This is a genomic window from Streptomyces synnematoformans, from assembly GCF_039531005.1.
In the GTDB taxonomy this organism is placed as follows: domain Bacteria; phylum Actinomycetota; class Actinomycetes; order Streptomycetales; family Streptomycetaceae; genus Streptomyces; species Streptomyces synnematoformans.
On sequence record NZ_BAAAPF010000054.1, the window covers coordinates 1 to 26,979 of the forward strand.

A 26,979-nucleotide genomic window follows, 5' to 3' on the forward strand; every position below is an offset into this window, starting at 1 on the left:
AACGGCCGCCCGCCGATGACCCGCCGTGGCCCCCGGCCATGGCCGGGCCGGCCCGGTGCCGCGTTCGGGCGCCGGGCCGGCGGGATGCTGCTGTGTGTGCGGTGCTCCCGGCTCAGCCGAAGTTCACGTCACTGCACATCAGGTAGGCCTGGTCCAGGTGCGAGGCCTGCCAGATGGTGAAGACGATGTGGTGTCCGGAGTAGCCGGAGGTCTGGACGGGGAACGTGATGTCGTTCGCCGGCGGGTAGCTGCCGGTCTCGGTGATGAAGTCGAGGTCGCCCCAGCCGAGGCTCTGGGTCTTGGGGTCGAACCCCTGCTTGCTCACGTAGACCCGGAAGAAGTCGGCGCCGTGGGAGGCCTGGTCGTACAGGTGGATCGAGAAGTTGTCACCGACGTCGGTCGTCTTCCAGGGGCCCGGGTTGTTCAGGCTCTCGAAGTTCGGGTGGTTGTTGCTGCACAGCTTGCCGTTGGGAATCCGCGCCTCGAACTGGCCGCCGAGCCCGTCCTGGAGCATGCTCATCCAGTTCCACATGGTGTTGGGGTTGGCCCGCCAGGCCTGCCAGCACATGGGGTCCTCCTGCTCCATGGCCGGGTTCAGGTGGTCGTCTCCCCACTCCTCCCAGCAGTGGTAGGCGCGGGTCGCCGGGTCGACCACGGTGCCGTGGGCCTGCGCGGGGCTCGTCCAGAGCAGCGCGCTGGCGGTCACGGCGATGAGCAGGGCGAGCGCTTCGGCGAGCCGGCGGAAGGCCGACCGGGGACGTCTGGCGGAAGGGCTTGACTTGCGCATGGGGGGTCTCCGTTCCGGTTGGAGAACACGTTGGGAGCGCTCCCAATTCTACTCGGCACACGTGAAGTGTCCATGAGGAGAACAGAGTTCGGTGACACCGTGCGCGACCTCGGCCCGCCCCGGGGAGAGGGGGCGGCCCTGGAGCGCGCACGTCCAAGCACGCGACGCCGCCAGCCCTCAGCCGCAACAGCCCCGCGCCTGCGGGGAGCACACTTCCTGACCTGCGGCTCAATCAGCGCTTTGCACTTCCTTTGCCAGCCTGATTGTGGCCATGACCCGATGGTACGCATCTCGGTCAAGTTCCGTGCCCTCGGCCGTACCGGCGGTGCGTCAACCGTGTGGCGTCGCAGAGTGTCCCCTGATCCGGCTGCGGCCTGCCCGGCATTGGGCGAGGCTTGCTCTGCAGTCCTTCCCAGGCCACCCGGGCCAGACGCCGGCCGCGGCTCGCCACGCCGGCCGGCCGCCCGGGGAGCCTTATCCTGCAGCTGATTCCGACCACACGAAGGGCAGGAGGCCAAACCGACACGCGGGATGCGACCAAATAAACACACCATGTGCGTCCAGATTAATATTGACCTTGCGACCAAACTAACACTCGTGTGTCATGCTGGGCCTCATGGTGAAGCTCCCCGAATCGCCTATCGGGCGCATCCTCCCTCGCCGGGCAGCGACTGCCATCGACGAGGCGCTGGCAGACACCCGCGTAGTCCTGGTCAACGGTGCGCGGCAGTGCGGCAAGAGCACATTGGTGGCGCAGATCGGCAGCGCGAAGGGGGCGGAGTGGCGCAGCTTGGATCGTGCGGCGACACGACAGGCAGCGGCCTTCGACCCCACGGAATTCGTCGCCAGCTCTACGCCGCTGGTCATCGATGAGGTGCAGCGCGTCCCGGAGCTGATGCTGGCCATCAAGGAGGCGGTCGACACCGATCCCCGACCCGGACGGTTCCTCCTCACAGGCTCCGCCCGCGTCCTGCGTCTGCGCAGTGTGCCGGACGCCCTGCCGGGGCGGATGGAGACCATCGAGCTGTGGCCGCTGTCGCAGGGGGAGATCGACGGCAGTCCGGACGGGTTCGTGGACGCGGTCTTCGCCGCCGGCCCCGAGCTGCGGCACACCTCGACCGAGACGCGAGCCGACTACGTCGAGAGGATCACACGCGGCGGCTTCCCCGAAGCGGTGGCACGACCGCCACGCCGCCGGGCACGGTTCCTCGACTCCTACGTCGCGGATCTGATCAACCGTGATGTCATCCAGCTCTCCGAAATCGAGCGCGGACCGGAGATGCGGGCACTGACCCGGCTGGTGGCCGCCAGATCCGGGCAGCTCCTCGTCCCGGGCACGCTCGGTAACGAACTCGGGCTCCCGCAGCCGACGATCAAGCGATACCTGGGACTGCTGGAGGAGGTCTTCCTCATCAAGCGCATCCCCGCCTGGTCCCGCAACCTCAGCACCCGGGCCGTCGGCACCGCCAAGGTCGCCATGGTCGACTCCGGCATCGCAGCCAACCTGCTGGGCTTGGACGCCGCAGCCCTCCGGCAGCCCTCCGGCCCGCTCGGCGGACTACTCGAAGGCTTCGTCGCGATGGAGATCGCCCGCCAGCTCACCTGGGCCGACCAGCGCATCGAGCTGCACCACTACCGCACCAAGGACAAGGTCGAGGTCGACATCGTGCTGGAGAACCGGCGCGGCCAAGTCGTTGCGATCGACGTCAAAGCCGCCTCGACGGTCAAGGCTGAGGATTTCCGGGGCCTGCGGCATCTCGCCGACCGTTTGGGCAGCGATCTGCTGACCGGGATTGTGCTCTACACCGGTCAGCAGACCCTCCCCTTCGGCCCGCGCTTCCGCGCCATTCCCATCAGCGCCCTATGGGAGGCGTCCTCAACCGGGAATTGACCGTTCTTGCGAGTCGTCCCGCGCGCCTGCGGGGAGCGCAGTCGTCGTCCAGCTCGGGCAGCTCGCGCTCGGCGTGCTCCCCGCGGACGCGGGGCTGGTCTGTACGGACGGGAGTAGCGCGCTCGTGGCTGCGCCGCACATGGCAGCAGGTCGCTCAGCACTCCACCACGTTGACCGCGAGGCCGCCGCGGGCCGTCTCCTTGTACTTGACCTTCATGGTCGCAGCAGTGGGGATCTCCGCTTTGAGTTGCGATGACGTGACGCATCGCAAGCGTCTGGGACTTCTGAGGGACATGTGGCTGAGGAATGTCGGACAGCCACCCGTCCATGACCGAGAGGCCCCGTCGCCCAGCCTCCGGCATGAAGTGCGCATCGACTGAAACGACGTCTGAGACGGGCTCCGCGGGTCCCGCCAGCGCGGCTTTGCCCTGCCGGAAGGTTTGTCCCTGTGACACTGGGCACCCAACGTCGTTGAGCATGAGATGTCTCCGAGGTCGCCGCGCGGGCGGGTCGGCGGGGGCCGTTCCGGGGCGTTGTGGAGGAGTTGGTGCTGCTGTGCTGGTCCTGCTGGCCGCGCACGCGGCGGTCGCGGCGGCGATCTCCTGGTGGGGGCGGCGGCTCGGCCGGGCGGTGTGGGCGGTGGCGGCGCTGGTGCCGCTGGCGACGGCGGCCTGGGCGGGCACGCGGGCGGCCCGGATCCTCGACGGCGGCACGTACGGGGAGTCCCTGGCATGGGCGCCGTCGCTCGGGCTGGCGGTCGATCTGCGCCTGGACGCCCTGTCCTTGCTGATGCTCTGGATCGTCTCCGGGGTCGGCGCCCTGGTACTGCTGTACTGCCGGTACTACTACGTCGCGCGCGCCGAGCGGGACGCCGGCCGGTCGGCCGCCCTGCTGGTGGCCTTCGCCGGGGCGATGGCCGGCCTGGTGCTGGCCGACAACCTCTTCGTGCTGTACGTCTTCTGGGAGCTGACCACGGTCGCGTCCTTCCTGCTCATCGTGGGGCGCGGCGAGACGGAGGAACTGCGGCGCGCCGCCCGGCAGTCCCTGCTGGTGACCGCGGCCGGCGGCCTGGTGATGCTGCTCGGTTTCGTGATGCTCGGTCAGGCGGCTGGCACGTACCGCGTCTCGGCGATCCTCGCCGATCCGCCCCCGGGCGGCGGCACGGTGGCGGTGGCGGTGGTGTGCGTGCTGGTCGGGGCGTTCGCCAAGTCGGCCCAGATGCCGCTGCACGGCTGGTTGCCCGCGGCGATGGTCGCGCCCACGCCGGTGAGCGCGTACCTGCACGCGGCCGCGATGGTCAAGGCGGGGGTGTACCTGGTGGCCAGGCTGGCGCCCGCCCTGGCCGAGACGGCGCCGTGGCGGCCGATGGTGCTGGGGGTGGGCCTCACCACGATGGTGCTGGCCGCGTGGCGTGCGCTGCGCGTGACCGACCTGAAGCTGCTGCTGGCCTACGGCACGATCAGCGAGCTGGGCCTGATGGTCGCCCTGCTGGGGGCCGGGACACGGACCGCGGCGCTGGCGGGCGCGGTGCTGCTGCTCGCGCACGCGGCGTTCAAGGCGGCGCTGTTCCTGTCCGTCGGGATCGTGGATCGCCGGGCGGGCACGCGGGACGTGCGGGAGCTGTCCGGGCTGGGGCGGCGGATGCCCGTGCTGTGCGCCGTCGCCGTGCTGGCGGCCGCCTCGATGGCCGGGCTGCCGCCGCTCGTCGGCTACCTGGGCAAGGAAGCCGCCCTGGAGGCGTTCCTGCACGGCGAAGAGCTGCCCCAGCACCTCCCGCTGACGGCGCTGCTGGTCTGCGGCTTCGCCCTGACCGTGGCGTACGCGGCCCGGTTCGTACGCGGCGCCTTCGGAGGCGCGCCAGGAAGGGGCCCGGGGGAGGCCCCGGGAAAGGGCCCGGGAAAGGGCCCGGGGGAGGCCGCGGACCGGGTGCGGCGCCCGGAGGCGGGGTTCGTCGCGCCGGTGGCGGTCCTGGCGGGCGCCGGTGCGGCCCTGGGCCTGGGGTACTCGGGCACGGCGGCCGTCGCGGCCGCCTACGCTGACGCCTATCCGCCGGGCCCGCCGGGTCCGTACAAGCTGTCCCTGTGGCACGGCTTCACGGCGGTGCTCGGCCTGTCGGCGCTGTCCCTGGGGTTCGGCGGCCTGCTCCACGTCGCCCGTCGGCGTACCCGTACGACGGCGACCGCCGTGCCGCGCCTGCCGGACGTGCAGCGTGCCTACGACCGCGCGGTCGCGGCCGCGGACCGGCTGGCGGTGGCGGTGACCCGGCGCACGCAGGTCGGCTCGCTGCCGGTCTATCTGACCGTGCTGCTGGTGGTCGTGGTCGCGGTGCCCGGTGCGGCGCTGGCTCTCGCGGCGCCCTCGCCGGGGCCCCTGTCGCTGTGGTGGGCCCCGGTCGAGCCGGTGCTGGCGGTGGTGGTCCTGACGGCGGCCGGCGCGGTGGTCGTCACCCGCTACCGGCTCACCGGCATCCTGCTGGCCGGGGCCGTCGGCTACGGGGTGGCGGGGGTGTTTCTGGTCCGGGGCGCACCGGACCTGGCGCTCACGCAGCTCCTGGTGGAGACGATGACGCTGGTCGTGGTGGTGCTGGTGCTGCGCGGGATGCCGGCCCGGTTCGACGCCGACCGGACGGCCCGGCGCGCCCGGCTGGTGCGGGCGGCGGCGGCCGGCGCGGTCGGTGTCCTCGTGGCCTTCTTCGCCCTGGCGGCGTCGTCCGTGCGTACGGCGCCGTCGGTCTCGGAGGGGCACGTGCGCCGGGCGGCGGAGGCGGGCGCCCACAACGTCGTGAACGCGATCCTCGTCGACTTCCGCGCCCTGGACACGCTGGGCGAGATCTCGGTGCTGCTGGTGGCGGCGGTCGGCGTCGTCAGCCTGATCCGCTCCCACGGCGGGGGCGGGGCGCGGGAGCCCGAGCCGAACCCGCCCGCCGCGTTCCCCACGGCGCACTGGGACGAGCCCCGGCGGACCTGGCTGCCGGGCGCCGCCGAGCGGCCGGGCGGTGAGCGCTCGGTGCTGCTGGAGGTGGCGACCCGGCTGCTGTTCCCGTCGATCCTGGTGCTGTCGCTGTTCCTGCTGTTCTCCGGGCACTACCGCCCCGGAGGAGGGTTCGCCGGCGGCCTGGTGGCGGGCCAGGCGTTCGTCCTGCGGTACCTGGTGGGCGGACGGGCCGATCTCGGCGCCGCCGTGCGTGTGCCCGCGGGCGCGGTCGCCGGGGCGGGCCTGCTGCTCGCGGCGGGCGTCGGCCTGGCTCCCCTGGCCCTGGGCGGCGCCCTGCTGGAGAGTGCGGTGGTCTCGTGGGACCCGCCGGTGCTGGGCACGGTGAAGTTCGCGACCAGCCTGTTCTTCGACGTCGGCGCCTACGTGCTCGTCGTGGGCGTCACGCTCAAGCTGCTGTCGGCGGTGGGTGTCTCGCTCGGCGACGCCGCCGCCGCGAGCCGGGAGACACAGGAGGCGTCCCGGTGACCGGCGCGGCGGACAGCACCGTGAACACGCTCGACGTGACGATGGCCGTCATGGTCGGCGGCCTGTTCGCCGTGGGCTTCTATCTCATGCTCCAGCGGTCCCTGATGCGGATCGTCCTCGGCTTCGTCCTCCTGGGACACGGCACCAACCTGTTGCTGCTGGTGGCCGGCGGTACGCCGGGACGGCCGCCGATGGTGAAGGGCGGGACGGCGGACCCGGCTGCGCTGGCCGATCCGCTGCCGCAGGCCATGGCGCTGACCTCGATCGTGATCACGTTCGGGCTCACGACCTTCCTGGCGGCCCTGGCCTACCGGTCCTGGCGGCTGACCGGGCACGACGAGGTACGCGACGACGTGGAGGACCGGCGCATCGGCACCGCCCGGGAGCGGGCCGGGGCCGACACCGAAACGGCCGCCGGCCAAGGCGACGGCGACGACACCGCGGGGGCGGAGCGATGACCGGCCTCCTGCTCGCCGTGCCCGTGCTGCTCCCGGCGCTCGGCGCCGGCGTGGTCCTGCTCCGGCTGCCCCGCCCTGCGGCCCGCGGAGTCAGCACGCTCGTGTTGGCGGCCGTCGCGGCCGACGCGGCGGCCCTGCTCGTCCTCGCCGACACTCGCGGGCCGCAGGCCCTGCATGTCGGCGGCTGGCCCGCGCCGCTGGGCGTCCCGCTCGTGGCGGACCGGCTGTCGGCCCTGCTGCTCACCGTGTCGGCGCTGGTGGCGCTGGCCGTGCTCGTCTTCGCGATCGGCCAGGGCACCGCGGAGGAGCGCCGGCGCTCGGCGGAGGTCTTCCACCCCGCCTACCTGCTGCTCGTCACGGGGGTGAGCCTGGCGTTCCTGACCGGCGACCTGTTTAACCTCTTCGTCGCCTTCGAGGTGATGCTCGCCGCCAGCTACGTCCTGATCACCCTCAACGCCGGCGAGAGCCGCACCCGGTCCGGCATGACGTACACGGTCGTCAGCATGACGTCCTCCCTGCTGTTCCTCACGCTGGTAGCCCTGGTGTACGCGGCCACGGGCACGGTCAACCTGGCCCAGCTCGGCCCGCGGCTCGCGGAGCTGCCGGACGGCATGCGCGGCGCGCTCGCCCTGCTGCTCCTGGCGGTCCTGGGCATCAAGACGGCGATCGTGCCCCTGCACTTCTGGCTGCCCGACAGCTATCCCACCGCCCCCGCGCCGATCACCGCCGTGTTCGCCGCGCTGCTGACCAAGGTGGGCGTGTACGCCCTGCTGCGCACCCAGACGCTGCTGTTCCCGCGCACCGGTGTGTGGACCCTGCTGGCGTGTGTCGCGATCGCCGCCATGGTCGTGGGGATCCTCGGGGCCGTCGCCCAGGACGACCTCAACCGGCTGCTGTCCTTCACCCTCGTCAGCCACATCGGCTACATGCTGTTCGGACTCGCCTTGTTCGACACCCGCGGACTGACCGGAACCGTCCTGTACGTCGTGCACCACATCGTCGTCCAGGCGGCCCTGTTCCTCGCCGCGGCCCTCGTCGTACGGCGTACGGGGACGGCGGCGCTGCACCGCATGGCCGAGCGTCCGCCGGCCGGCGCGCTGCTCGTCGTGCTGTTCTCCCTCCCGGCCCTGAGCCTGGCCGGGGTGCCGCCGTTCTCCGGCTTCGTCGCCAAACTGGCCCTGCTGCGCGCCGGGGTCGCCGAGGCCGGGCCGGCGGCGTACGCCCTCACCGCGGCCGCCCTGCTCACCAGCCTGCTGACGCTCTACGCGATGACGCGGGTGGTGACGTCGGCCTTCATGGCGCAGCCCGCGCGCTCCGCCCGCGGCGAGGCGTCGGCGCCACCGGAGCCGCCGTCCCCCGCCGAAGCGGCCCAGCCCTCGGCACGCGTCCGCGGCGGACCGCCCGGGAGCAGGCTGATGATCGGCGCCGCGGTCGCCATGACCGCGACCGGACTCGCGGTCGCCGCCTGCGCGGGCCCGCTCGCCCGGCTCGGCGACCGCGCCGCGCACGACCTGCTCGACCCGCGCCAGTACCGGTCTGTCGTTCTGCACGAGGAGGACCGTTGACCCGTCGGAGACATGCCCGCTCGGTCATGCGCCGTGTGCCGATGATCGCCTGGCTGTGGCTGCTGTGGGTCCTGCTGTGGGGATCCGCCAGTCCGGTGGTGCTCCTCGGAGGTCTGCTGGTCGCCACCGTCATCGTCGCCGGCTTCGCCCTGCCGCCGGTGCTGCCGGGAGCCGTGCCCCGGCCCTTGCGGATCGGGCGCCTTCTCGTCCACCTGCTGGCCGACCTGGTCAGGTCCGGGGCCGTTGTCGCCTGGCAGGTCGTCCGGCACGGCAGGCGGACGTCCGCGGCGATCGTCGAGGTCCCGCTGCGCGTCGACAGCGACCTGCTGATCACGGCCGTGGCGGAGGTCACGACCATGACACCCGGCACCCTGGTGGCGGAGATCGACCGCGGCAGACGGCGCCTCTACGTCCACGCCCTCCCGGTCGACGACGAGCAGGACCTCGTCCACCGCAAGAACGCGGTGCAGGGCGTGGAGCGCCGGGTCACGCGAGCGGTCGGCGCCGGGCGGCGGCACCGCGGAGGAATCACCGGCCGCGATCCGGAAGGCGGGCGGCCATGAACGTCCTGTACGGCACGGTCCTGGCGACGGTGGCGGCGGCCGGCCTGCTCACCCTGGTGCGCCTGGTGCACGGCCCGCGCGCGCTCGACCGCATCCTGGCGCTGGACGTCCTCGTGACGATGGTCATCGCCGGGACGGCCACGGGGATGCTGCTGCGCAAGGACACCACGTCCCTCCCGGTGCTCGTCGTCCTCGCCCTGCTGGCGTTCACCGGGTCGGTGACGGCGGCCCACCTGATCGAGAAGCGGGAGGGCATGCGATGACCACCGTACGTGACGTGATCACCGCCGCCGTGCTGCCGGCCGGCGCGGCCTTCTGCCTGCTCGGCGCCGTGGGCCTGCTCCGCTTCCCGGACGTCGCGAGCCGCCTGCACCCGGCCGCGAAGGCCCAGACCCTCGGCCTGCTGCTCATCCTGCTGGGGACGGCGGTGCAGATGCCGCTGCGCCACGCGCCGGTCCTGCTCCTCATCGCCGTGTTCCAGATGTTCACGGCCCCGATCACCAGCCAGATCATCGGCCGCACCGCCTACCGCACCGGCGCACTCGACCGCCGCCTGATGTTCCGGGACGAACTCGCCGACCGCCTCGCACGGGACGGCACTCCGGTGGACGGCCCGGACGACCCGCACGGCCCGCACGGCCCGCCGCCGGAGGAGGCGGACCGCTGACCGCCCGCCGCGTCGCGCTTGCGGTTCGAGGTCGGGAGTGGCGCAGGAGGCCCGCTGCCCGGAGGCGTACGCCGAGCTCAACGAGGTGGGGCCGAGTGCGCCAGGGTGACAGTCCCGCTGGACTACGCCGAGCCGGACGGCCGCACCATCGAGCTCGCGATCTCCCGCGTCGCGGCGAGGGATACCGACCGCGGGCACGGCATCCTGCTGTCCAACACGGGCGGCCCCGGCGGGGCCGGGCTCGGCTTCACCCACCGGGTCGGTACCGCCCTGGGCGACACGGCCGCCGGATACGACCTGATTAACGCGGCCCTGTTGCCGCACGCCTCCAGCCGAAACGTCGCCCGCGACATGGACCTGATCCGCGCCGTGCTCGGCGAACCGGCGCTGTCCTATTACGGCGTGTCGTACGGCGCCGACCTGGGCGCCGTCTACACCCAGCTCTTCCCCGGGCACGCCGACCGCATCGTGCCCGACAGCTCCACCGACCCCACGGCCACCCAGTACGAGCTGTTCCAGCGGTCGGGCGAGCCGACCGAGCAGGCCCTGGACCAGTGGGCCGCGTGGACCGCCGAGCGGGATGGGGAACACGGGCTCGGCACCACCCGCGCCGAGGTCCGTGCCACCGTCGAACGGCTGGTCGCCCAGGCGGAACGGCGGCCGTTCCGCACCGGTGACTACCGGGTCGACGCTTTCCAGCTGCGCCTGATCTTGCGCCAGTTCATCCAGCACGAGGACAACGACGCCGCGCTGGCTCAGGCTGTGCGGGAGCTGACTGACGCGGCGGCGGGCGAGCAGGTGGAACCGGACGGCGCGTTCGGTATGTGGCTCGAACTGCTCAACTCCCCCGACCTCGATTCCGTCTTCGCGGTCCCCGCCTTCACCATGTGCGCCGACGGCGGATGGCCGGCCGGCGGCTTCCCTGACGACGCCGAGACGTACTGGCGGGACATGGAGAACAGCCGCGCCACCCAGCCGGTCTTCGGCCCGGCCGCCAATGCCGTCTCGCCCTGCACGTTCTGGAACACCGAGCCGCTGGAACCGGGCACGGAGATCGGCAACGACGCGCCGGCGCTGATGCTCCAGGCCGGCGGCGACGTCAACACGCTCCACGAGAGCGCCGTGGAACTGCACCGCAGGCTCACCGGCTCCCGCCTGGTGACCGCCGACATCCGCGCCCACGGCGTCTTCGGGCGCGGCGAGGACGGGCTACGCCCCGTGCCCTGCGCCGAGGAGGCCGTGCAGGCGTACCTGCGCGACGGCACACTGCCGGCCGAGGACGTCACCTGCCCACACCCGTAGCATGCTCCCGCTCCTTTTGCGGTTGCCGGCCTGGTCCGAGGGCTGCGGGAGCACCGCCCGGATCCCACGGTGCCGCAGACCGGCGCGGGTCGCCCGCGACGAGGTCACCGGCCTGGCCTGGTGTGATCACGAACGCAAGGGGGCGGCACCGTCAGTCCACCCCGGGAGCGTCCGAGGGCGTGGTCGTACGGCTCGCCAGCCGGGGCCCCAGGTCCTCCTCCGCGTCGGCCCCGGCCAGCAGCGCGGTGAACTCAGCGGGCTTCCAACCAGGGACTTCCCAAGGACTTCCCAGGGACAAAACGCTGTGCAGGCAGGAAAGGCTCCGACAGCTCTGAAAGACACATGGTCGCAGGTCGAGGCGGTAGTCGTCAGCACTCGATGACGTTGACCGCCAGTCCGCCGCGGGCCGTCTCCTTGTACTTGACCTTCATGTCCGCGCCGGTCTCCTTCATCGTCTTGATCGCCTTGTCGAGCGAGACGAAGTGCTGCCCGTCGCCGCGCAGCGCCATGCGGGCCGCGGTGATCGCCTTGACGGCCGCCATGCCGTTGCGCTCGATGCACGGGATCTGCACCAGGCCGCCGATCGGGTCGCAGGTCAGGCCCAGGTTGTGCTCGATGCCGATCTCCGCGGCGTTCTCCACCTGTTCCGGGGTGCCGCCCAGGATCTCGGCGAGGCCGCCGGCGGCCATCGAGCAGGCGGAGCCGACCTCGCCCTGGCAGCCGACCTCGGCGCCGGAGATGGAGGCGTTCTCCTTGAAGAGCATGCCGATCGCGCCCGCGGCGAGGAGGAAGCGGACCGCGGTGTCGTCGTCGGCGCCGGGGACGAAGTCCGCCGCGTAGTGCAGGACCGCGGGGATGATGCCCGCCGCGCCGTTGGTGGGGGCGGTGACGACGCGGCCGCCGGCGGCGTTCTCCTCGTTGACCGCCATGGCGTAGAGCGTGACCCACTCCATCGCGTGCGCCGCCGGGTCGCCCGCCGCGCGGAGCTGGCGGGCCTCGCCGGCGGCGCGGCGGCGGACCTTGAGGCCGCCGGGGAGGATGCCCTCGCGGCCGGTGCCGCGCGCCACGCAGTCGCGCATGACGTCCCGGATCTCCAGCAGCCCGGCGCGGATCTCCGCCTCCGTGCGCCAGGCCCGCTCGTTCTCCAGCATCAGCGAGGACAGCGACAGGCCCGTCTCCCGGGTGCGGCGCAGCATCTCGTCGGCGGTGCGGAAGGGGTACTTCAGCACGGTGTCGTCGAGCTTGATCCGGTCCTGGCCGACGGCCGCCTCGTCCACGACGAAGCCGCCGCCCACCGAGTAGTACGTCTTCGAGAGCAGCGTCCCACCGCCCGCGTCGTACGCGGCCAGCGTCATGCCGTTCGCGTGGTAAGGCAGCGAGCGGCGGCGGTGCAGGACGAGGTCGGCGGAGGTGTCGAAGGGGATCTCGTGGTCGGGCCCTATGTCGGCGCCGAGCAGGTGCAGCCGCCCGGCGGTGCGGATGCGCTCCGCCTCGTCGTCGGCCCACTCGACGTCGACGGTGCGCGGCGAGTAGCCCTCCAGGCCGAGGAGCACGGCCTTCGGGGTGCCGTGGCCGTGGCCGGTGGCGCCGAGGGAGCCGAAGAGTTCGGCCCGTACGGCGGCGGTGTGGGCCAGCAGGCCCTCGTTCTTCAGCCGGCGGGCGAAGAGCCGGGCCGCCCGCATCGGGCCGACGGTGTGCGAACTCGACGGGCCGATGCCGATCGAGAAGAGGTCGAAGACGGAGATGGCCACGCGGGACTCCTTTGTCCTTCCGTGGGGACGTGCGCTCCGGGCCGGGGCCCGCGGCGGCGATGGCGGCGGGCCCCGGCGTCCGGGCTACAGGCCGGGGTACAGCGGGTGCTTCTCCGCCAGGGCGGTGACCCGGGCGGCGAGGGCGGCGGTCTTCGCCTCGTCGAAGCCGGGCTTGAGGGCCTCGGCGATGACGTCGGCGACCTCCTCGAAGTCCGCGGCGGTGAAGCCGCGGGTGGCCAGCGCCGGGGAGCCGATGCGCAGGCCGGAGGTGACCATGGGCGGGCGGGGGTCGTCGGGTACGGCGTTGCGGTTGACGGTGATGCCGATCTCGTGGAGCCGGTCCTCGGCCTGCTGCCCGTCCAGCTCGGAGTGGCGCAGGTCGACCAGGACCAGGTGGACGTCCGTACCGCCGGAGAGCACCGAGACGCCGGCTGCGCGCGCATCGTCGCGCAGCAGCCGCTCCGCCAGGATCCGGGCGCCGTCCAGCGTGCGCCGCTGCCGCTCCCGGAACTCCTCCGACGCCGCGACCTTGAACGACACCGCCTTGGCGGCGATCACGTGCTCCAGCGGCCCGCCCTGCTGGCCGGGGAAGACCGCCGAGTTGATCTTCTTCGCGAGGTCCTGCCGGGACAGGATGACCCCGCCGCGCGGCCCGCCGAGCGTCTTGTGCGTCGTGGTGGTGACGATGTCCGCGTACGGGACGGGGTTGGGGTGCAGCCCGGCGGCGACAAGACCGGCGAAGTGCGCCATGTCGACCAGCAGCAGCGCGCCGACCTCGTCCGCGATCCGCCGGAAGCCGGCGAAGTCCAGCTGCCGCGGGTACGCCGACCAGCCGGCGACGATCAGTTTCGGCCGCCGCTCCTTGGCCAGCCGCTCGACCTCGTCCATGTCGACCAGGCCGGTCCCGGCGTCGACGTGGTAGGCGGCGACGTCGTACAGCTTGCCGGAGAAGTTGATCTTCATGCCGTGGGTCAGGTGCCCGCCGTGGGCCAGGTCCAGGCCCAGGATGGTGTCGCCGGGCTTCAGCACCGCGAACATCGCCGCCGCGTTCGCCGACGCGCCCGAGTGCGGCTGGACGTTCGCCGCCTCGGCGCCGAAGAGCGCCTTCACGCGCTCGCGGGCCAGCTCCTCGGCGACGTCGACGTGCTCGCAGCCGCCATAGTAGCGGCGGCCGGGGTAGCCCTCGGCGTACTTGTTGGTGAGGACCGAGCCCTGCGCCTCCAGGACGGCGACCGGGGCGAAGTTCTCCGAGGCGATCATTTCGAGGGTGGACTGCTGGCGCGTGAGCTCGGCGTCCACGGCGGCGGCGACCTCGGGGTCGACCTCGTGGAGCGAGCCGTTCAGAAGGGACATGGGACCTTCCGTGGGAAAGGACGGACGCGGGGCGGTCGGGCTGCGCAAGCCGTGCTGCGTATTCGGTGTATTCGGTGCCGCGTGTGCGGCGGTGCGCTCAGCCCGCGGTGAACGCGGTGTACTCGTCGGCGGACATCAGGTCGTCGGACTCCGCCGCGACCCGCACCTTGAACAGCCAGCCGTCCTCGTACGGCCCGGAGTTCACCAGCGCCGGGTCGTCCACGACGTCCTGGTTGGCCGCGGTGACCTCCCCGGTCACCGGTGCGTAGAGGTCGGAGACGGACTTGGTCGACTCCAGCTCGCCGCAGGGCTCGCCCGCGGTGACCGCGTCGCCGACCTCCGGGAGCTGGACGAAGACGACGTCGCCGAGCGCGTCCGCGGCGTGGGCGGTGATGCCGACGGTGGCGACGCCGTCGTCGCCGGCCGCGACCCACTCGTGTTCCTTGCTGTAGCGCAGGTGCTCAGGGTTGCTCATGAGGAGATTCTCCAGGATCGGGAGGTGGGTGAGGGTCAGGGGCGGCGGTAGAACGGCAGGGCGACGACCTCGTACGGCTCGTGGCTGCCGCGGATGTCGACGCCCACGCCGGTGGCCGCCGACGGGCCCGGCTCGGCGTGCGCGGCGTCGACGTACGCCATGGCGATCGGCCTGCCCAGGGTGGGGGAGGGGGCGCCGGAGGTGACCTCGCCGACCCGCCGGCCGCCGGCCACCACCGCGTACCCCGCCCGGGGCACCCGCCGGCCCTCGGCGACCAGACCGACCAGCACCCGCGGCGGCTCGGCCGCGGCGCGCTCGGCGGCCCGCTCCAGCGCCGTGCGGCCGACGAAGTCGCCGGGCTTGTCGAGCTTGACGACCCGGCCGAGACCGGCGTCGAAGGGGGTGAGCGCGGTGGTCAGCTCGTGTCCGTAGAGCGGCATGCCGGCCTCCAGCCGCAGCGTGTCGCGGCAGGAGAGCCCGCAGGGCACCAGCCCGTCGTCCGCGCCGGCGGCGGTCAGCGCCGCCCAGACGGCCGCCGCGTCGGCGGGGCGGACGAACAGCTCGAAGCCGTCCTCGCCGGTGTAGCCGGTACGGGCGATGAGCGCGTCGGCGCCGGCGACGGTGCCGGGCAGGCCGGCGTAGTACTTCAGCCCGGCCAGGTCCGCGTCGGTGACCCGGCCCAGGACGGCCGGGGACTTCGGGCCCTGCACGGCGATCAGGGCGTACGCGTCCCGGTCGTCCCGTACCGCCGCGTCCGGGAAGCCGGCGGCCCGCTCGGTGAGGGCGTCCAGGACGACCTGGGCGTTGGCGGCGTTCGCGACGACCATGAACTCCTCGTCGGCGAGCCGGTAGACGATCAGGTCGTCGAGGATGCCGCCGTCCTCGCGGCACATCATCGTGTACCGGGCGCGGCCGGGGCGCACGGCGGAGAGCCGGCCCACCAGGGCGTAGTCCAGCAGCGCGGCCGCCCCGGGGCCGGTGACGGAGATCTCGCCCATGTGGGAGAGGTCGAAGAGGCCGGCGCGGGTGCGTACCGCGACGTGCTCCTCGCGCTCGCTGCCGTAGCGCAGCGGCATGTCCCAGCCGGCGAAGTCGGTCATGGTGGCGCCGAGCGCGCGGTGCGTGGCGTCGAGCGCGGTGCGGCGCGGTGCAGGGCTCTCAGTGGTCATCGTCAGCTCCCGGACAGGGGTGGTCGTGTCCTCCCCATCTGTCATCGGAACCTGAGAGGTTCGCCACGATCCCGCGGGAGCGTGGCTTGCACCTTGGGTGGGGCGGCGCCGGTGCACGGCTGTGCTCCAGTGCGCCACCCGCTTTTCAGATCTGCCTCGCCCGTGCGGTGACGGTGCCTGAGAGATTCAAGGGAGGACTTGCTCCTTCGGCGCCCGGTGCGACCGCCTGCTCAGCGAGGCACCGGGACTCTCCCGCGCGGGTTCGAACGGCCGGTATGGAGTTGGCGGCCCCATCATTGCATGCGCCCGGCGGCCGCGGGGCGGAGCGCGGAACCGGACGACCTCCCCTCCGTTGTTCCGCCCCGTCTGCTCCCTCGCGTTCTTGTCGTGCCCCGCCGCTGTTGCCAGGCTGGTGGCGGGGCAGCGGCGGGCGGGGCCCGGGACGGGCGTGGGAGGCGGCGTGACGGTGGAGCAGGCGGCCTCCCGGGAGCGGCTGCGATATCCCGCGGGGGACATCGTCGTGGTCTCCGGGCTGCCGGGCAGCGGCAAGAGCACGCTCATGCGGCGCACGCGGCCGGTCGCGGGGGTGCTGCTGATCGACTCGCAGTCAGTACGCGAACGCTGGGCCCGCCGGCTGGGGCCGCGGCTGCCGTACCAGCTGTACCGGCCGCTGGTGCGCATCGACCACTACGCCCGGCTGCGGCGTGCGGTCCGCGCCGGCGGCAGCCTCGTCGTGCACGACTGCGGCACGCTGCCGTGGGTGCGGTGGTGGCTGACCAGGCAGGCCCGGCGGTACGGGCGCGGGGTGCACGTCGTGGTGCTGGACGTGCCGGCCGAGGTGGCGCGGGCGCGGCAGGAGGCGCGCGGGCGGGCGGTGTCGCGCTACGCCTTCGCCCGGCACCGGTGGGCGCACCGGCGGCTGCTGGACTCGGCCCGGGACGGTGGTCTCGCGGCGGCGTGCGCGTCGGTGCTGGTGCTGGACGGGGCGGCGGCGGGGGCGCCGCCGGGGATCAGTTTCGGCTGAGCGGCCGCGGGGGCGTCGCCGGGTGCGGGCGCGGCCTTCGCCCGCGAACGCCCGCAGCCGCTAGGGTGCCGACGTTCGTCCCCCGACGGTTGGCTGGTCCCGATGAGCTTCGACTACCCGTCCCCGCAGCCCCCCGCCACGGGTGGCTTCCCCGGCAACGAGCTGGAGGAGGTGCTGGCCGCCTCCCTCGGCAACCCGCAGGCGGCCCCGCGGCTGCTGGAGGTGCTGGGCCGCAGCAGCCTGTGGGTGCCGCTGCCCGCGGGCGGCGGCCCCGACAGCGGGTCGCTCAGCGTGCCGACGACCGACATCGGCGGCGCGCCGTACGTGCCGGTGTTCTCCTCGCAGGAGGAGTTCCTGCGGGTGACCGGCTCGCACATGTCGTTCACCGTCGCGCCGGCCCGCGAGTTCGCCCGCGGGCTGCCGCCGCAGGTCGGCATCGCGGTCAACCCCGGCGGCACGGTCGGCGTGCCGCTGCCCCCGGCGGCGGTCGCGGAGCTGTGCCGGGACCGCGGGGCGCCGCGGCTGCCGGGGGAGGCGCGGGGCGGCCGGGTGCGGCTGTTCACGCCGGACTGGCAGGACGACCCGGTGGACTTCCTGGCCGCCGCGCGGGAGGAGTTCGAGCGGGTCGGGGTGGTGCGCACCGCCCGCCGCGGGCTCGCGAGCGTGGAGGGCGGCCCGGTGCAGCTGTACGTCGGGGTGGAGCTGCTGGACACGTACGACGAGAGCCGGCAGGCGACGACGGAGGCGCTGGGCCGGGCGCTGGGCGTCCAGCCGGTGCCGTGGAAGGTGCAGCTGGTCTTCCTCGACGCCGCCGTGGACCCGGTGATCACCTGGATGCGGGCCAAGGTCGAGCCGTTCTACATCCGGGTCGGCTGACGCGGGGAGGCTCTAAGCTGGTTTGATGACCTTTCCGGGCGTATTCGCATGCCCGGGGGCGGCGGCGGCCGAGACGAAGGGTTGGGGCCCAGGGTGAACGGGGGCGCGAGCGGGAGTGCGCCGGGAGCGGGCGTGGACCAGTTGGTCCGCCAGGTGGCTCCCGGCAGGTACGACGCGTACGAGACGCTGCTCGCCGCGCTGGCCGCCGGGCGGGTGTGGATGCTGCTCTGGCAGGGCCGCCCGGATTCGCCCGACGCGCAGTACGGCAGCATGCAGGTCGAGGGCCACGCCTACGCCCCCTGCTTCAGCTCCGACCGCGAGCTGTCCGCCAGCGGCTGGGCCGGCGCCCACGAGCCCGTCGCCGGCGCGGAGATCGCCGCCGCGCTCTACCCCGACCGCTGGGGCCTCTGGCTCGACCCGCACGCCGCCGGCGGCGGCGTCGGGGTCCCCTGGCTCGACCTGCGCCGGGTGGCCACCGGTCTCGACCGGCTGCCCGCGGGGCCGCTGCGGATCTCCGAACCGGTCGTGGACGTGGCGCAGTTCTACGCGCTGCTGGGCCAGACCGCCCACCGCACGCCCGCCGTCCGCACGCTCTGCCGCGCCTGGGTGCAGCCGGCCCTCGGCGAGCCGTACCTGGCCGTCGGCATCGACCTGTACGACACCGGCCCGCAGTCCGTCGCCGCGGCGCAGGCGATGATGCAGGAGTCCGTGGCCGCCGTGCCCCCGGGCCTGGCCGTCTCCACGGTGGCGCTGGCCGACGACCACGACCCGGTGGCGATGTGGATGCGGGCCAACTCCCGGCCGTTCTTCGACCGCGGCGCCTACGGCGGCGGCCCGGCCGCCCCGCCCGCCGGATACGGGTACCCGCCGCCGCACCCCGCGGGCGGCGCCCAGCAGTCCGGCTGGCAGCCGGGGCCCGCTCCGCAGTTCTGAACACCCGGCCTGTATGCCTGGATATGCCCCCCTTTAGGGGGTGGCGAAGATCCGCTCAGCGGCGGTGGGATGTCCGGATAACGGTATCCACTGCATCGCATCACGTTTGCGCATCCATTCCCCTCGGGGTCTGGCGAGTGATCCCCGGCGCGTTGAAGACTCCCCCCGCAGGAGCCTGCCGTTCCCCTGTGCGACGGCAGAGATTCACGATCACGCACGACAACACGACGGCACCACGGCACCACGGCATGACTTGCACCAGCGAAGCGAATGAGCCGCTACCGCGGCGGACGACGGCGGGACGCCGCCGCTCGAGAGGGGTCCCCACAACATGACGGCACCTATCGAGACCGCCGGCACTGCCGAGGCGGCGCCGGAAGCTCTCGTTGAGGGCGTGGACAAGAGCCGGATCGAGGGCCGCTCACTCGGCCGCATCGCCTGGATGCGGCTCAAGCGCGACCGCGTCGCCATGGCCGGCGGCATCGTCGTGGTGTTCCTCATCCTGACCGCCGCGCTCTCCCGGCCGATCCAGGCGATCCTCGGTCTCGACCCCAACAAGCTGAACCAGGACCTCGTCGACCCCTCGCTGGCCACGCCGTACGGCTCGTTCGGCGGCATGGGCTGGGACCACCCGCTGGGCGTGGAGCCGAAGCTGGGCCGCGACATAGCCACCCGAATCCTGGAGGGCTCCTGGGTCTCGCTGCTCGTCGCCTTCGGCGCCACCATGGTCGCGGTCGTCATCGGCACCGTTCTCGGCGTCATCGCCGGCTACTACGGCAAGTGGGCCGACACGATCATCAGCCGGACCATGGACACGTTCCTGGCCTTCCCGGTGCTGCTCTTCGCCATCTCCATCTCCGCCGCGCTGCAGGGCGGCGCGTTCGGGCTGAAGGGGCTGGAGCTGCACATCGGGGTGCTGATCTTCGTCATCGGCTTCTTCAGCTGGCCGTATATCGGCCGCATCGTCCGGGGCCAGACGATCAGCCTGCGCGAGCGCGAGTTCGTCGAAGCGGCCAAGAGCCTGGGCGCCCGCGGTCCCTTCATCCTCTTCCGGGAGCTGCTGCCGAACCTGGTGGGGCCGATTCTCGTCTACTCCACGCTGCTGATCCCGACCAACATCCTCTTCGAGGCGGCGCTGAGCTTCCTCGGCGTGGGCATCCAGCCGCCGCAGGCCTCCTGGGGCGGCATGCTGAGCAGCGCGATCGACTACTACCAGGTCGACCCGATGTTCATGGTCGTGCCGGGCGTGGCGATCTTCCTCTCCGTGCTGGCCTTCAACCTCTTGGGCGACGGGCTCAGGGACGCACTCGATCCCAAGGGCCGCCGATGACACCGATGACCCCAAGAAGCAGCCTGGGTGCGGCACCCGCCGTTCCCGCTCTCGTCCCATCACTCCGAACCAGGGGGCAACGCCTCACCATGAAATTCAGGTCGAAATCAGCCGCCATGCTCGCGGTTGCCGTCTCGGTCGCGCTGACCGCCGCCGCCTGCGGCGGCGGTGGCAACGACGACGACGAGGGCGGCGAGGGCGGCGGCGCGCCCGCGAACGCGGCGATCGAGAAGATCCTCAACCCGTCCGACAAGAAGGGCGGGACCCTCGTCTACGAGTCCGCCGACACGCCGGACTCGATGGACCCGGGCAACACGTACTACGGCTACATGTGGAACTTCAGCCGGCTGTACGCGCGCTCCCTCATGACCTACGCCCCCGGCGCGGGCGCGGAGGCCGCGGAGCCGGTGCCGGACCTCGCCGAGGGCCCCGGGGAGGCGTCCGACGGCGGCCGGACCTGGACGTACAAGATCAAGAAGGGCGTCAAGTACGAGGACGGCACCGAGATCACGGCCGGTGACGTCAAGTACGCCGTCGAGCGGAGCAACTACGCCCGCGACGTGCTCTCCCTCGGCCCGAACTACTTCGCCCAGTACCTGAAGAACCCGGACGACTACCAGGGTCCGTACAAGGACAAGAGCGAAGAGGGCATCTCGTCCATCCAGACCCCGGACGACCACACGATCGTCTTCAACCTCGCGCAGCCGTTCCAGGAGTTCGACTACCTGGTGGCGATGACGCAGACCGCGCCGGTGCCGCGGGACAAGGACAACGGCTCGGACTACCAGAAGAACATCGTCTCCTCCGGCTCGTACAAGTTCGAGAGCTTCAACCTGGACAAGTCCGCCACCCTGGTCCGCAACGACCAGTGGGACCCGAAGACGGACAAGATCCGCAAGCAGCTGCCGGACAAGATCGAGGTCCGCTTCAAGGTCAACCCCGAGACCATCGACAAGAACATCGAGGCGGGCAAGACCCACGTGATGTTCGACGCGCTCGGCGTCACCGCCCAGACCCAGTCCCAGATGCTGCGGGACGAGTCGAACATGCTCGACAACCCGACCGGCGGCCGGCTGACCTACATGGCGATCAACACGACGGTCGCGCCGTTCGACGACGTCAACTGCCGCAAGGCCGTGGAGTTCGCCGTCGACAAGGACTCCTCGATGCGCGCCCTCGGCGGTGAGCCCAAGGGCGACATCGCCACCACCGCGCTGCCGCCGGACGTCCCGAGCCACCAGTCCTACGAGGACCCGTACGCCACCGAGGGCAACAAGGGCGACGTCGAGAAGGCCAAGGCCGCGCTGAAGGAGTGCGGCAAGCCCAACGGGTTCGACACCGTGCTGACCGCGCGCACCGAGCGGCAGGACGAGATCGACAACGCCACCGCGATCCAGGCGGCCCTGAAGAAGGTGGGCATCAACGCCCAGATCCAGAAGTTCCCCGGCGGCAAGTACTTCACCGACTTCGCGGGCTCCCGGAAGTGGGGCCAGGACAACAACGCGGGTCTGTACATGATGCAGTGGGGCGCCGACTGGCCCAGCGGCTACGGCTTCCTGCAGCAGATCGCCAACGGCGGCGCCCTCGGCGAGTCCGGCAACACGAACATCTCGTACCTGGACGACCCGGAGATCAACAAGCTGCTCGACGAGTCGATCGCGGACCCCGACGCCGCGGCGCGTGCCAAGGCGTACGCCGAGGTGGACAAGAAGATGCTGGAGACGGCGGCGATCGTGCCCCTCTCCTACTTCAAGGTCCTGCACCAGCGCTCGGACGAGGTCACCAACCTGGTGGTCTCGCAGGCGTTCAGCGGTCAGTACGACTACCTGAACCTCGGCCTGAAGTAGCACCCCCACCGGCTGCGCGGGCGGTGCCCTCACCGGCACCGCCCGCGCCGCCCGGACCGTGGAAGGCACGCCCTCGTGTTCGCGTATTTCATCCGGCGGCTGCTGGCCGCGGTGATGCTGCTGTTCGTCGTGAGCGCCATCACCTACGCCATCTTCTTCGTCCTGCCGCGGCTGGCCGGCAGCACTCCCGACCAGCTCGCCGCGCAGTACATCGGCAAGAGCCCGGACGCCAAGACCATCGAGGCGGTCAAGAAGAACCTCGGCCTCGACGATCCCGTCTACGTCCAGTACTGGGACTTCATCCGCGGCATCTTCGCCGGCCGGGAGTTCAACTTCGGCCCCGACCCGTCGCAGTGCAACGCGCCCTGCCTCGGCTACTCCTTCCGCAAGCACGTGGAGGTCTGGCCGGAGATGCTGGACCGGCTGCCGGTCACCGCCTCGCTGGCCATCGGCGCCGCCGTGCTGTGGCTGATCTCCGGGGTCACCACGGGCGTGATCTCCGCGCTGCGCCCGGGGTCGGTCTTCGACCGCGCGGCGATGGGCATCGCCCTGGCCGGCGTCTCGCTGCCGATGTTCTTCACCGGCACGGTCGCGCTGGCGCTGTTCACCTTCCACTGGGAGATCTTCCCGAACGAGTACACGCCGCTCACCGAGAATCCGGTGCGCTGGTTCCAGGGGCTGATGCTGCCCTGGTTCTCGCTGGCGTTCCTCTATTCGGCGCTCTATGCGCGGCTCACCCGGGCCGGGATGCTGGAGACCATGGGTGAGGACTACATCCGCACCGCCCGGGCGAAGGGCCTGAAGGAGCCGGTGGTGATCACCCGGCACGGGCTGCGCTCCGCGCTGACCCCCATCGTGACCATCTTCGGCATGGACTTCGCGCTGCTGCTCGGCGGTGCGGTGATCACCGAGACGGTGTTCTCCTTCGACGGGGTCGGCTCCTGGGCCGTGCAGTCCATCAACGAGAACGACCTGCCGCCGATCCTCGGCGTCACGTTGTTCGCCGCCTTCTTCATCGTGATGTGCAATCTGGTGGTGGACTTCGTGTACGCCGCCATCGACCCGAGGGTGAGGGTCTCGTGACCGGCCTGACGAAGACGGGTGCCGTCGGCGAGCCCGTGCCCACCGGCACGGAGGCGTCGGCCTTCCTGGACATCCGGGACCTGAAGGTCCACTTCCCGACCGACGACGGCCTGGTGAAGTCCGTCGACGGGCTCTCCTTCCAGCTGGAGAAGGGCAGGACCCTCGGCATCGTGGGCGAGTCCGGCTCCGGCAAGTCCGTCACCTCGCTGGCGGTGATGGGGCTGCACACCGCCGGCCAGTACGGCAAGCGCCGGCGGGCTCAGCTCTCCGGCGAGATCTGGCTCAACGGCCAGGAGCTGTTGTCCGCGGAGCCCGACGCGGTGCGCCGGCTGCGCGGCCGCGAGATGTCGATGATCTTCCAGGACCCGCTGTCCGCGCTGCACCCGTACTACAAGATCGGGTACCAGATCGTGGAGGCGTACCGGGTCCACCACGACGTCGACAAGAAGACCGCGCGCAAGCGCGCCATCGAGATGCTCGACCGGGTCGGCATCCCGCAGCCCGACAAGCGCGTCGACGACTACCCGCACCAGTTCTCCGGCGGCATGCGCCAGCGCGCGATGATCGCGATGGCGCTGGTGAACAACCCCGAGCTGCTCATCGCCGACGAGCCGACGACCGCGCTGGACGTCACCGTGCAGGCGCAGATCCTCGACCTGATCCGGGATCTGCAGAAGGAGTTCGGCTCCGCGGTCGTCATCATCACCCACGACCTCGGCGTGGTCGCCGAGCTGGCCGACGACATCCTGGTGATGTACGGCGGCCGGTGCGTCGAGAAGGGCTCGGCCGAGCAGATCTTCGACCGGCCGCAGCACCCGTACACCTGGGGCCTGCTCGGCTCCATGCCGCGCATCGACCGCGAGGCCACGGACCGGCTCACCCCGGTCAAGGGCAGTCCGCCGAGCCTCATCAACGTGCCGGCCGGCTGCGCGTTCCACCCCCGCTGCCCCTACGCGGACGTGCCCGCGGACAACGCCAGCCGCACCGTACGGCCCGAGCTGCGCGAGGTCGGCGGGGGACACTTCGTCGCCTGCCACATGCGGCAGGAAGACCGGGAGCGCATCTACGCCGAAGAGATTGCGCCGAAGCTGTGAAGGACGAGGCTGTGCCCGAGACGAAGGCCGACAAGGTGACCGACGCGGCGGCCGGAACGGCCGCCGGCGGCGGCGTGCCGACGACCGACCCGGCGCCGGGCGGGCGGCTGCGCAAGAAGCCCGCCGCGGGCGCCGAGCCGCTGCTCCGGGTCTCCGGACTGGCCAAGCACTTCCCCATCCGCAAGGGCCTGCTGCAGCGCCAGGTCGGCGCGGTGCAGGCGGTGGACGGCATCGACTTCGAGGTGCTGCCCGGCGAGACCCTGGGCGTGGTCGGCGAGTCCGGCTGCGGCAAGTCCACCATGGGCCGGCTGATCACCCGGCTGCTGGAGCCCACCGGCGGCACCGTCGAGTTCCAGGGCCGGGACATCACGCACCTGAGCACGGGCCGGATGCGCCCGCTGCGCCGCGACGTGCAGATGATCTTCCAGGACCCGTACTCCTCGCTGAACCCGCGGCACACCGTCGGCACCATCGTCGGCGCCCCGTTCAAGCTGCAGAACGTCACGCCCGAGGGCGGGGTGAAGCGGGCGGTCCAGGGGATCCTGGAACGGGTCGGCCTGAACCCCGAGCACTACAACCGCTACCCGCACGAGTTCTCCGGCGGCCAGCGGCAGCGCATCGGCATCGCCCGGGCGCTGGCCCTGCAGCCGAAGCTGATCGTGGCGGACGAGCCGGTCTCGGCGCTGGACGTGTCCATCCAGGCCCAGGTGGTCAACCTCCTGGACGACCTGCAGCAGGAGTTCGGGCTCACCTACGTGATCATCGCCCACGACCTGTCCGTCGTCCGGCACGTCTCCGACCGGATCGCGGTCATGTACCTGGGCAAGGTCGTCGAACTGGCCGACCGCGACAGCCTCTACCGGGCGCCGCTGCACCCGTACACCAAGGCGCTGATGTCCGCGGTGCCGGTGCCGGACACCAAGCGCAGGCAGCAGCGCGAGCGGATCCTGCTCAAGGGCGACGTGCCCTCGCCGATCGCGCCGCCGGCCGGCTGCCGCTTCCACACCCGGTGCTGGAAGGCCACCGAGGTCTGCAGGACCAAGGAGCCGCCGCTGCTGGAGCTGAAGCCCGGCCAGCGCACGGCCTGCTGGCACCCGGAGAACGCGCCCGACCAGGCCCCCGACGACACGAAGTAGCACCGGGCGGCGGCGGGCGGCGGCGCGGCCGGGCAGCCGGCGGCGCCCCGGGCGGGGCCGGATTCCGAGCCCCGCGGGCCGGAACGCGGCGGTCGGCGGGGCGGGCGTGCGCCGTAGAATCGGTAGCACCATGGACCAGGCTGTCTACCTCGACCACGCCGCCACCACGCCGATGCTCCCCGAGGCGGTGCGGGCCATGACCGACCGGCTCGCCGTCACCGGCAACGCCTCGTCGCTGCACGCCGCGGGCCGGCGGGCCCGGCGTACGGTCGAGGAGTCCCGGGAGCGGCTGGCCGCCGCCTTCGGCGCCCGCCCCAGCGAGGTGGTCTTCACCTCCGGCGGCACCGAGGCGGACAACCTGGCGGTCAAGGGCCTGTACTGGGCCCGGCGCGCCGAGGACCCGGCGCGCACCCGGGTGCTCGCCAGCCCCGTCGAGCACCACGCGGTGCTCGACGCCGTGCACTGGCTGCAGAAGCACGAGGGCGCCACCGTCGACTGGCTGCCCGTCGACGGCCACGGCCGGGTGCACCCCGACGCGCTGCGCGCCGCGCTGGAGCGCGGGCCCGGCGGGGGCGCCGGGGACGTGGCGCTGGCGACGGTGATGTGGGCCAACAACGAGACCGGCACCGTCATGCCCGTCGCCGGGCTGGCCGCCGTCGCGCGCGAGTACGGGGTGCCGCTGCACGCCGACGCGGTGCAGGCCGCCGGCCAGACCGAGGTCGACTTCGGCGCCAGCGGGCTGGCCGCGCTGACCCTGACCGGGCACAAGATCGGCGGCCCGTACGGGATCGGGGCGCTGCTGCTCGGCCGCGAGCACGCGCCCGAGCCGCTGCTGCACGGCGGCGGGCAGGAGCGCGAGGTGCGCTCCGGCACGCTCGACGTGCCGGCGGTCGCGGCGTTCGCGGTGGCGGGGGAGCTGGCCGCGGAGCGGCGCGCGGAGTTCGCGGCCGGGGTGGGCGCGCTGCGCGACGACCTGGTGGCCGCGGTGCGCGCCGCCGTGCCCGACGCGGTGCTCAACGGCGACCCCGACCCGGCCGGGCGGCTGCCCGCCAACGCGCACTTCTCCTTCCCCGGCTGCGAGGGCGACTCCCTGCTGCTGCTCCTGGACGCGCAGGGCATCGAGTGCTCCACCGGCTCGGCGTGCACCGCGGGCGTCGCCCAGCCCAGCCACGTGCTGCTCGCCGCGGGGGCGGACGCCGACCTGGCCCGCGGCACGCTGCGGTTCTCGCTGGGGCACACGTCGACGGCGGCGGACGTGGCGGCGCTGGCGGCGGCGATCGGCCCGGCGGTGGCGCGGGCCCGGGCGGCGGGGCTGACCTAGGGCCTGTGCCCTAGGGCACAGGCCCTAGCGGCACGCGGGGCGGCGCGGGTCAGGAGCCGCGCGCCGGGCGGGCGCTCGGCGTGCGTCCCGCGGCGGCGTGCGCTTCGCGCACCAGCCGCATGTACCGCTTCCAGTCCCAGTGCGGCCCGGGGTCGGTGTGCGTGGCCTCCGGCACCTCGTTGTGGCCGACGATGTGCTCGCGGTCCACGGGGATGTCGTAGCGCCGGCAGATGTCCGCGGTCAGCTTCGCGGACGAGCGGTACATGACGTCCGTCAGCGTCTCCGGGCGGTCCACGAAGCCCTCGTGCTCGATGCCGACGCTGCGCTCGTTCCACTCCCGGTTGCCGGCGTGGAACGCGACGTCCAGCTCGCGCACCGTCTGGGCCACCTGCCCGTCCTCGGCCCGTATGACGTAGTGCGTGGCGGCGCCGTGGCCCGGGTCGCCGAAGACCTTGAGCGCCACCGCATAGCTGCCCTCGGTGACGTGGATGACGACGCGGTCGATGCCGTAGTCCGCGGGGCGGTCGGCGCGGCGCCAGTTCGCCTCCGAGGCGCCGGCCCAGGCGGCGGCCGCGTAGTCCAGCTCACCCGGTCTACGGGGCTTGTCGATGCCGGGCACCCGCCACCACATGCTCTTCAGGTGCTCGTACCCGGCCCAGCCGAGGCCGGCGCCGGCCGCGCCCAGGCCGAGGGCGGCGATGACGGCGCGCCGGCTGGACCGGCGGGGGAGCGCGGCGTCCCCGCCCTGCCCGGCGTCCGGCCGGGGCCCGCCGGGCACGCGCGCGCGGTCGTCGCCGTCCGTCGTCGGCATGCGGCTCCTCCCTCCCGTCCGGTCCCGATCCGCCAACGCCTCCGGCCGCCGCACGGTTCCGCGCCGCCGCCTCGTACCCTGGAG

General features: G+C 72.6%; 23 protein-coding genes, 1 pseudogene and 1 riboswitch. Of the genes and pseudogenes, 17 read left to right on the forward strand and 7 right to left on the reverse strand.

Annotated features, from left to right (window positions below; all coding sequences use genetic code 11):
* Positions 1-112: 112 nt before the first annotated feature.
* On the reverse strand, positions 113-787 hold the full coding sequence (locus ABD317_RS11850) for a lytic polysaccharide monooxygenase auxiliary activity family 9 protein (RefSeq protein WP_106963128.1): 675 nt from the start codon (positions 785-787) through the stop codon (positions 113-115).
* 616 nt (positions 788-1,403) lie between these two features.
* Between ABD317_RS11850 and ABD317_RS11855 the strand changes: the two genes are divergently transcribed.
* From ABD317_RS11855 to ABD317_RS11890, 8 genes are all read left to right on the forward strand, one after another.
* Positions 1,404-2,678, forward strand: a complete 1,275-nt coding sequence (locus ABD317_RS11855) for an ATP-binding protein (protein WP_344289739.1) — start codon at positions 1,404-1,406, stop codon at positions 2,676-2,678.
* Positions 2,679-3,233: 555 nt separating this feature from the next.
* On the forward strand, positions 3,234-6,137 hold the full coding sequence (locus ABD317_RS11860) for a Na+/H+ antiporter subunit A (protein ID WP_344289740.1): 2,904 nt from the start codon (positions 3,234-3,236) through the stop codon (positions 6,135-6,137).
* Complete coding sequence (locus tag ABD317_RS11865; RefSeq protein WP_344289741.1) at positions 6,134-6,595, forward strand: Na(+)/H(+) antiporter subunit C; 462 nt, start codon at positions 6,134-6,136, stop codon at positions 6,593-6,595. Before ABD317_RS11860 ends, ABD317_RS11865 begins: the two co-directional genes overlap by 4 nt.
* Positions 6,592-8,160 carry a Na+/H+ antiporter subunit D gene (locus tag ABD317_RS11870; protein WP_344289742.1) on the forward strand — a complete coding sequence of 523 codons (1,569 nt, stop codon included), beginning with the start codon at positions 6,592-6,594 and terminating at the stop codon, positions 8,158-8,160. The genes ABD317_RS11865 and ABD317_RS11870 overlap by 4 nt, the downstream gene beginning before the upstream one ends.
* A complete protein-coding gene (locus ABD317_RS11875) occupies positions 8,157-8,723 on the forward strand; it encodes a Na+/H+ antiporter subunit E (RefSeq protein WP_344289744.1) in 567 nt (188 codons plus the stop codon). Before ABD317_RS11870 ends, ABD317_RS11875 begins: the two co-directional genes overlap by 4 nt.
* Positions 8,720-8,986, forward strand: coding sequence for a monovalent cation/H+ antiporter complex subunit F (locus tag ABD317_RS11880; protein ID WP_027755544.1), 267 nt, complete (start codon positions 8,720-8,722; stop codon positions 8,984-8,986). The genes ABD317_RS11875 and ABD317_RS11880 overlap by 4 nt, the downstream gene beginning before the upstream one ends.
* A complete protein-coding gene (mnhG, locus tag ABD317_RS11885; protein WP_344289745.1) occupies positions 8,983-9,390 on the forward strand; it encodes a monovalent cation/H(+) antiporter subunit G in 408 nt (135 codons plus the stop codon). Before ABD317_RS11880 ends, mnhG begins: the two co-directional genes overlap by 4 nt.
* Before the next feature lie 105 nt (positions 9,391-9,495).
* Entirely contained in the window at positions 9,496-10,692 is a 1,197-nt protein-coding gene (locus tag ABD317_RS11890; RefSeq protein WP_344289746.1) for an alpha/beta hydrolase, read from the forward strand.
* A 100-nt stretch (positions 10,693-10,792) separates the two neighbouring features.
* Here the strand turns inward: ABD317_RS11890 and ABD317_RS11900 are convergent.
* The 5 genes and pseudogenes from ABD317_RS11900 to gcvT form a co-directional block, all read right to left on the reverse strand.
* Positions 10,793-10,934, reverse strand: a pseudogene (locus ABD317_RS11900) (IS5 family transposase); the annotation flags it as partial.
* A gap of 126 nt (positions 10,935-11,060) precedes the next feature.
* A complete protein-coding gene (locus ABD317_RS11905; protein WP_344289747.1) occupies positions 11,061-12,443 on the reverse strand; it encodes an L-serine ammonia-lyase in 1,383 nt (460 codons plus the stop codon).
* An 84-nt stretch (positions 12,444-12,527) separates the two neighbouring features.
* Entirely contained in the window at positions 12,528-13,796 is a 1,269-nt protein-coding gene (locus ABD317_RS11910; protein WP_027755547.1) for a serine hydroxymethyltransferase, read from the reverse strand.
* 97 nt (positions 13,797-13,893) lie between these two features.
* A complete protein-coding gene (gcvH, locus tag ABD317_RS11915) occupies positions 13,894-14,271 on the reverse strand; it encodes a glycine cleavage system protein GcvH (protein ID WP_344289748.1) in 378 nt (125 codons plus the stop codon).
* 35 nt (positions 14,272-14,306) lie between these two features.
* Complete coding sequence (gene gcvT / locus ABD317_RS11920; RefSeq protein ID WP_344289749.1) at positions 14,307-15,440, reverse strand: glycine cleavage system aminomethyltransferase GcvT; 1,134 nt, start codon at positions 15,438-15,440, stop codon at positions 14,307-14,309.
* Positions 15,441-15,595: 155 nt separating this feature from the next.
* Positions 15,596-15,705: riboswitch (glycine riboswitch) on the reverse strand.
* Positions 15,706-15,900: 195 nt separating this feature from the next.
* On the opposite strand from gcvT, the gene ABD317_RS11925 reads away from it, so the two are divergent.
* From ABD317_RS11925 to ABD317_RS11965, 9 genes are all read left to right on the forward strand, one after another.
* The gene (locus ABD317_RS11925; protein WP_344289750.1) at positions 15,901-16,464 is read left to right on the forward strand and encodes an AAA family ATPase; all 564 of its coding nucleotides are present in this window, start codon (positions 15,901-15,903) and stop codon (positions 16,462-16,464) included.
* Between the two features lie 102 nt (positions 16,465-16,566).
* Positions 16,567-17,340 (forward strand): enhanced serine sensitivity protein SseB C-terminal domain-containing protein, encoded by a 774-nt coding sequence (locus ABD317_RS11930; RefSeq protein WP_027755551.1) that lies wholly within the window; start codon positions 16,567-16,569, stop codon positions 17,338-17,340.
* A 132-nt stretch (positions 17,341-17,472) separates the two neighbouring features.
* Positions 17,473-18,273 (forward strand): enhanced serine sensitivity protein SseB C-terminal domain-containing protein, encoded by an 801-nt coding sequence (locus ABD317_RS11935; protein WP_344289751.1) that lies wholly within the window; start codon positions 17,473-17,475, stop codon positions 18,271-18,273.
* A 331-nt stretch (positions 18,274-18,604) separates the two neighbouring features.
* Positions 18,605-19,603 (forward strand): ABC transporter permease, encoded by a 999-nt coding sequence (locus ABD317_RS11940; protein ID WP_344289752.1) that lies wholly within the window; start codon positions 18,605-18,607, stop codon positions 19,601-19,603.
* Positions 19,604-19,719: 116 nt separating this feature from the next.
* Positions 19,720-21,450 (forward strand): ABC transporter substrate-binding protein, encoded by a 1,731-nt coding sequence (locus ABD317_RS11945; protein ID WP_344289753.1) that lies wholly within the window; start codon positions 19,720-19,722, stop codon positions 21,448-21,450.
* 75 nt (positions 21,451-21,525) lie between these two features.
* On the forward strand, positions 21,526-22,533 hold the full coding sequence (locus tag ABD317_RS11950) for an ABC transporter permease (protein WP_344289754.1): 1,008 nt from the start codon (positions 21,526-21,528) through the stop codon (positions 22,531-22,533).
* Positions 22,530-23,627, forward strand: a complete 1,098-nt coding sequence (locus tag ABD317_RS11955; RefSeq protein ID WP_344289755.1) for an ABC transporter ATP-binding protein — start codon at positions 22,530-22,532, stop codon at positions 23,625-23,627. The genes ABD317_RS11950 and ABD317_RS11955 overlap by 4 nt, the downstream gene beginning before the upstream one ends.
* Positions 23,624-24,763, forward strand: a complete 1,140-nt coding sequence (locus tag ABD317_RS11960; RefSeq protein WP_344289756.1) for an ABC transporter ATP-binding protein — start codon at positions 23,624-23,626, stop codon at positions 24,761-24,763. Before ABD317_RS11955 ends, ABD317_RS11960 begins: the two co-directional genes overlap by 4 nt.
* Positions 24,764-24,893: 130 nt before the next feature.
* On the forward strand, positions 24,894-26,084 hold the full coding sequence (locus ABD317_RS11965; protein WP_027755558.1) for an aminotransferase class V-fold PLP-dependent enzyme: 1,191 nt from the start codon (positions 24,894-24,896) through the stop codon (positions 26,082-26,084).
* A gap of 49 nt (positions 26,085-26,133) precedes the next feature.
* Here the strand turns inward: ABD317_RS11965 and ABD317_RS11970 are convergent, their stop codons facing one another.
* A complete protein-coding gene (locus tag ABD317_RS11970; protein WP_344289757.1) occupies positions 26,134-26,895 on the reverse strand; it encodes an N-acetylmuramoyl-L-alanine amidase in 762 nt (253 codons plus the stop codon).
* Between the last annotated feature and the right edge of the window lie 84 nt (positions 26,896-26,979).